The organism is uncultured Bacteroides sp. (assembly GCF_947632445.1).
GTDB lineage: Bacteria > Bacteroidota > Bacteroidia > Bacteroidales > Bacteroidaceae > Bacteroides.
On sequence record NZ_CANRPM010000038.1, the window covers coordinates 23051 to 29570 of the forward strand.

Annotated in this window: 3 protein-coding genes; all 3 read right to left on the bottom strand. The window is 48.2% G+C overall.

The genetic code is table 11. From position 1 onward, the window contains the following. Positions 1-44: 44 nt before the first annotated feature. On the bottom strand, positions 45-3374 hold the full coding sequence (secA, locus tag Q0Z70_RS08790; protein ID WP_298073714.1) for a preprotein translocase subunit SecA: 3330 nt from the start codon (positions 3372-3374) through the stop codon (positions 45-47). A 194-nt stretch (positions 3375-3568) separates the two neighbouring features. Beyond that, a complete protein-coding gene (locus Q0Z70_RS08795; protein ID WP_298073715.1) occupies positions 3569-5137 on the bottom strand; it encodes an alkaline phosphatase family protein in 1569 nt (522 codons plus the stop codon). Beyond that, positions 5134-6291, bottom strand: a complete 1158-nt coding sequence (locus Q0Z70_RS08800) for a DUF4105 domain-containing protein (RefSeq protein WP_366807233.1) — start codon at positions 6289-6291, stop codon at positions 5134-5136. The genes Q0Z70_RS08795 and Q0Z70_RS08800 overlap by 4 nt, the downstream gene beginning before the upstream one ends. Positions 6292-6520 lie beyond the last annotated feature (229 nt).

Below are 6520 nucleotides of genomic sequence, written 5' to 3' on the forward strand. Positions count from 1 at the left end.
GTATAACAAGTTTTTTGTTTGTTCTTGTTATCTTTTAGTCATTTTCAGAGATTTCGTCCGTGACAGTTCTTGTATTTCTTGCCACTTCCGCACGGACAAGGATCATTGCGGCCAACCGTCTTCTCAACACGAATGGGTTCGCGCTTAGGTTGTTCACGTGTATCTCTTGCTGCAGCAGCCTGCTGATTTGGATCATTCAGGTCTACCTTCTGTTCACGGTATTTGCTCATATCTTGACGTCGTTCGGGAGCAGCCTGGTGCACCTCTACGTTGCGTTGCAGTTTTTGCTGGCTTTCGTCTGGAGCTTCCTGTACAGGTATCTGGCCGCGCATCAGGATGGAGATGGTCTGGTTATTGATCTTGTCGACCATGTCATCGAACAGGTTGACAGATTCCAGCTTGTAAATCAACAGCGGATCCTTTTGTTCGTAGCTTGCGTTCTGTACGGAGTGCTTCAGTTCATCCAGTTCACGCAGGTTTTCTTTCCAAGCTTCGTCAATGACATGGAGCAGGATACTCTTTTCGAACGACTTTACTACTTCCTTACACTCGCTTTCGTATGCCGCCTTCAGGTTGCAGGAAATGTTGTACATACGCTTGCCATCGGTGATGGGGATGAGTATGTTTTCATACATGTGGCCTTGGTTTTCATATACTTGTGTGATAACTGGATAGGCTATCTGTGCCATGCGTTCGGTCTTGCGTTTAAAGAGTTCCATGGCAGCTTCGAATGTCTTGTCAGCCAGTTTTTCCTTTTTCTCGTCCTTGAATGCCTCTTCGGTGAAAGGAGGTTCCATAGCCAAAGTTTGCAGAATATCCATCTTGCAGTTTTCGTAATCCGGTGCTTCGATCGCATTGGCACAACGGTCCCAGATCATGTTGACGATATCCATGCCGATACGTTCGCCCATCAATGCGTGGCGACGTTTGGTATAGACTACGGTACGCTGCTTGTTCATCACGTCATCGTATTCCAACAAACGTTTACGGATACCGAAGTTGTTTTCTTCTACTTTCTTCTGCGCGCGTTCGATAGACTTGGAAATCATGCTGTGTTCGATCATTTCACCTTCCTTGAAGCCCAGTTTATCCATCACACTGGCGATACGGTCGGACGAGAACAGACGCATTAGGTCATCTTCCAGTGAAACGAAGAATACGGATGAACCCGGATCACCCTGACGTCCGGCACGACCACGCAATTGGCGGTCTACACGGCGAGACTCGTGACGCTCTGTACCTATGATGGCCAGACCGCCTGCGGCTTTCACTTCCGGGCTTAGTTTGATATCGGTACCACGACCGGCCATGTTGGTGGCGATAGTTACCGTACTGCTCTGACCGGCTTGGGCCACGATGTCAGCTTCCTTCTGATGTAACTTGGCGTTCAATACGTTGTGGGGAATCTTGCGCATGGTCAGCATCTTGCTCAGCATTTCCGATATTTCTACCGATGTCGTACCTACCAGCACGGGACGTCCGGCATGTATCATGGCTTCTATTTCTTCGATGACGGCTTTGTATTTCTCGCGTTTTGTTTTGTAGACGCGATCGTTCATATCCTTGCGGGCAATGGGACGGTTGGTCGGGATGACTACAACGTCCAGTTTGTAAATATCCCAAAATTCACCGGCTTCCGTTTCGGCTGTACCGGTCATACCTGACAGCTTGTGGTACATACGGAAATAGTTCTGCAAGGTGATGGTCGCGAATGTCTGTGTGGCAGCTTCCACCTTTACACCTTCCTTGGCTTCGATGGCCTGGTGCAGACCATCGGAGTAGCGGCGGCCTTCCATGATACGGCCTGTCTGCTCGTCTACAATCTTCACTTGTCCGTCAATTACAACGTATTCGTCGTCTTTCTCGAACATGGTGTAAGCTTTCAGCAGCTGGTTGATAGTATGTACACGTTCCGACTTGATTGCATAATTGGTGAGCAGGGCGTCTTTCTTGGCCAGACGTTCTTCTTCTGTCAGGCCCTTTTCATTTTCCAATTCGGAAAGCTGGGCAGTGATATCGGGCAGTACGAAGAGGGTAGGGTCAGTGGAATTGCCGCTGATAAGGTCTACTCCTTTGTCTGTCAAGTCTACGCTGTTCAGTTTCTCATCAATGACGAAGTAGAGTGGATCGGTCACTTCGTGCATACGCTTGTTGTTCAGTTCCACGTAGATTTCCTCGGTCTTCAGCATACCAGCTTTTACGCCCTGTTCGCTCAGGAACTTGATGAGCGGTTTGTTCTTAGGCAATGCTTTGTGGCTACGGTAGAGAGAGAGGAAGCCTTCTTCCTGTTCTTTCTTATCGCTGGAAGCGATGAGACGCTTGGCATCAGCCAGATATTGAGTAGCCAGTTTTTTTTGAGCCTCTACCAGCCTTTCTACCAGCGGACGAAGCTGTTCGAACAGTTGGTCGTCACCTTTGGGAACAGGACCGGAAATAATCAACGGTGTACGGGCATCGTCAATCAATACAGAGTCCACCTCGTCGACAATGGCATAGTTGTGCTGGCGTTGCACGAGGTCTTTCGGACTTATAGCCATATTGTCGCGCAGGTAGTCGAATCCGAATTCATTGTTGGTGCCGAATGTAATATCGGCCAGGTAGGCACGGCGGCGGGCATCGGAGTTGGGCTGATGCTTGTCGATGCAGTCTACACTCAAGCCGTGGAACATGTAGAGCGGACCCATCCATTCGGAATCGCGTTTGGACAGGTAGTCGTTTACGGTTACTACATGTACACCGTTACCGGTCAACGCGTTGAGGAATACGGGGAGAGTCGCTACGAGGGTCTTACCTTCACCGGTTGCCATTTCAGCAATTTTACCTTTATGCAGAACGACACCACCGAACAGCTGCACATCGTAGTGTATCATGTTCCACGTGATTTCGTTACCGCCTGCCATCCAATGGTTCTTGTAGATGGCTTTATCGTCTTCGATACGGACAAAATCCTTGGTAGCAGCCAGCTGGCGATCGAAATCGTTGGCTGTTACAGTGATTTCTTCATTCTCCGTAAATCGTCTGGCTGTTGATTTGACGATGGCAAAGGCTGCGGGCAGTATTTCGTCGAGTGCCTTTTCGTAGATTTCTAAGATCTCTTTCTCGATTTTGTCGATCTGGGCAAAGAGCTCTTCACGCTTTTCCAGTTCCGTGTTTTCTACAGTAGCCTTCAGTTCGTCTACTTTGGCACGCTGCGAAGCGGCAGAGTTGCGGACGTATGCCTTCAGCTCTTCTGTTTTGGCACGTAAGGCATCGTTATCCAGACTGTCGATTTCTGGGTATGCGGCTTTTACCTTTTCTACCCACGGTTGTATTTCTTTCATGTCGCGGGTGGATTTGTTGCCGAATATCGAACTTAAAAATTCATTAAATCCCATTTTATAATTGTTTTTTATTTATTGCAATGTTGATAGATAATTGTTTTTCGCGTGTGCAAAGGTATGAATTTCACTCCACTGGACACAAAGTTGCAGTAAGTTTTTTCCAATAATCCGTTATCATACAAGAAAATGATTACATTCAAACGACGAAGCGGGGGCTTGTCTGCTTGTAAGAAGAGAGGGAAAATAGGTCAAAATCCAAGTGGAGTGGTTGTACATCCGTTCGGAGCACGTATGCGCATCACACTGCTTAAAGTCGGGGCGATGCGGTCGGTGCTGACGGGTGTCCGTACTTTTTCGGCTTTGATTCCTCCACCCATGAAAATCAATGGTGCGGGAATTTCGGCAGCTCGCACAGCATGGCTGTCATTGCCATTTTCCTGAACAATGGTCCATCCAGGCAGAACTTTAATTAGCAGGTCGCCCGAGCGCTTGCGGTGGTAACTGTTGCGGATGCGATCTATCTGAGGAGACCAGGAACCCAATAGCAGCCGGTGTGAGGAATAGACTTGGTCTACACCGCTAAACTGAACTAAGAATGCAGCAGACTTTTCCAGAATTTCCGTCAAGTCCAACTGTTTGTCTTCCAGAAATTTATGGTTGAGATAAATTTGTTGGTCGTAATAAGTTTCCACATATTGTCCGGCGCCATAGGTGGCCATAAGATACATGTTGAGCAAAGTGGCACAGCGGTTCAGGTGAAATTCTCCTCCGGGGATGCGGTAGATTCCCGTATCGGCAGGATCGGGGTCGGCATAACCGGTGGAAGCGATGCACAAGATGAGGTTGTTCAATCCTATCTTCAGGTCAAGCATGTCAAGCAAGGTGGCAATACTTCGATCAAGACGGGCATAGATGTCCTGCATTTCCATGGCACATTCGCGGGTGCTGCGGTGATTATAGTTGCCCGCATAGTAGGTGAGTGCCAAGAGATCGGGTATATCATCTCTGCCTATTCCGCTTTTCTCCAACAGCTTTTCTGTCAGTAGGTTGACTTCATCGTTTATAAGAGGGCTTGCCGCCAGTCGGTAGAATTTGTTCTCTCGTTCGCTTTCAAAGATGTATTTGAACGGTTCTGTCCGCCAGTCGGGCAGGTATTTGTAGCTGGATACCTGATGTAAGGGCATCCAAGTGATGTCCTTGATACGGAAATCCACAGAACTGGAGTCATTATATTGGTTCAGCCATTCGGGAAATTCCGGGTAATAGGTACTTCCACACCATTTGCCATTTGTCTTGTTTATCCAAAAGGCACCGTCGCCTGCATGGCCGGCACTCAAGATTGCTGCATCGCGAAAGGGAGCGATGGCATATACTTTCCCAGCATTGCGTGTGGCTACCTTCAGTTCGTCGGCAATGGTTGATGTCAGTAGTTGGGCCGGGGAGCTGTTTTGGTTGGTGTAGTTGCCCATGAAGTTGGGATCTTCCACGCAGTTGCGCGGTGTCAGGGTAGACACGTCCATCCACTTGGTGGCGATGATTCCATGCGTAGAAGGCGAGCAGCCACTGAAGAGTGTCGCTGTCGCCGATGCGCGGTCGGGTTTGTCGAAGGGCATCTCGGCCTGCATGTAGATTTTACCTTCACGCATCAGTCTTTTAAATCCCTTTTCCCCATATAGGGCCGAGAATGCCTCCAGATAATCTGTACGGAGCTGGTCGATGGTCAAAGTCACAACCAGTTTGGGCGTAGACGGCAGCGGCTGGGCTTGTAGTCCGCCGAAAGTCAATACCAATATGGAGGTTATCAGTCCTTTTTTCATCTTTGTATTCTTCTTCTTAAGCCTTGTTTATGGGATAAAATCAAGTTGCTTGCTGAACGTACCAGCAAACATAGCGCCAAAGGTAGCATTGTCGGATTGATTTTTTGCGGAATAACGGCCCATAGCAGTATAAATAATGTTAAAACAATAAAGTTGGCTTGCATGTAGCGGCTCGTTTGTCTTTTACGCACTTTTTGTATCATCCAGGGCAGACAGAACAGATGCAAGGGATGGAGTGTGATAAGTATATAGTTGGAACCTACAGTCGGATGGTATGAAAACAATGCCAGGAATGCCAGAATACATCCGCTGAGTCCTGAAGCTGTGAAGAGAATAAGGTCAATTCCCCACAGGCTTTTTTGTCTGCGAACTCCATACCATGAGCAAGCACATACAAGCAGGAACAGAAGTGTAGCTGTTAACAGGGGCGTAAAAAAAGTCGTTTTTGTTTGTTTGTCTTCGTTGGGAATGACAACGGGTTGTTCAGTCTGGCTCACCAAAGGTCGTGTACAGATGCCTGTGCTGTCGGTCAAGGTGGCGGTAGCGAAAAAGTCTTTCACGTAGAAAGGGGCAAACATCATCTGGTGGCGGCTGATAGGAAGATCGGCTTCGCTCCCGAGACAGAGGTCGATGCCAAACTGTGACCATGGATGTCCCTGGCAATATTGATGGACGATATCACGAAAACTTCGTCCCGTATCGGTCGTTTCCATGTCGACGGAATAGTGCAGGCTGTTGTTTGTGGCACGTTCCACCTGATCGCGTGGGCGCGTGGCACAGTTGTCATAGAAAAAATTATAGCGGTAGACACGGTTTTCCGGCCGGTAGTTCTCCTCTAATTGATTTATTAGTTTTTGTTTTTCTTCCGTAGTCAGGTTCAGTGTCTGTTCCCAAACGTCGCGATCGTCTAACAAGTATCCCGAAAGGAAGTATTTGTATTCCATTACTCCCAGCCGGCAGTCCGTTTTGCCGAGGGTGAAACGAAGGATAAAGTTGGACGACTGAAAGCTGAACAGGCCGTAGTTGAACACCACATCTATACCTTTCCGACTGTTTTTATAGCGGATGGCCGTATGTCCGAAGAGGGAATAGATTTCTTTGCCGGGTCCACAGGTCAGTAGGCTGAGGCGGATGCTGTCATCTTGGGGTTGCATTTGTTCTTCAGCCGCTTGCAGAGAGGAACATGCCAGGCAGCATAGAAGTATAGATATGATAAGTGTCCGAAATCTCCGTTGCATCGTCTTTATGAGTTTGCGGCACAAAGGTAATGTTTTATCCGATAAAGACCAATACTTTTCGGGTACGAAAAGGGGCAGCGGCGTAGTTCCGTGGCAGGGCTAACCAAAATATTCGACTGACTCGGTACGTTATATAATAACCCCC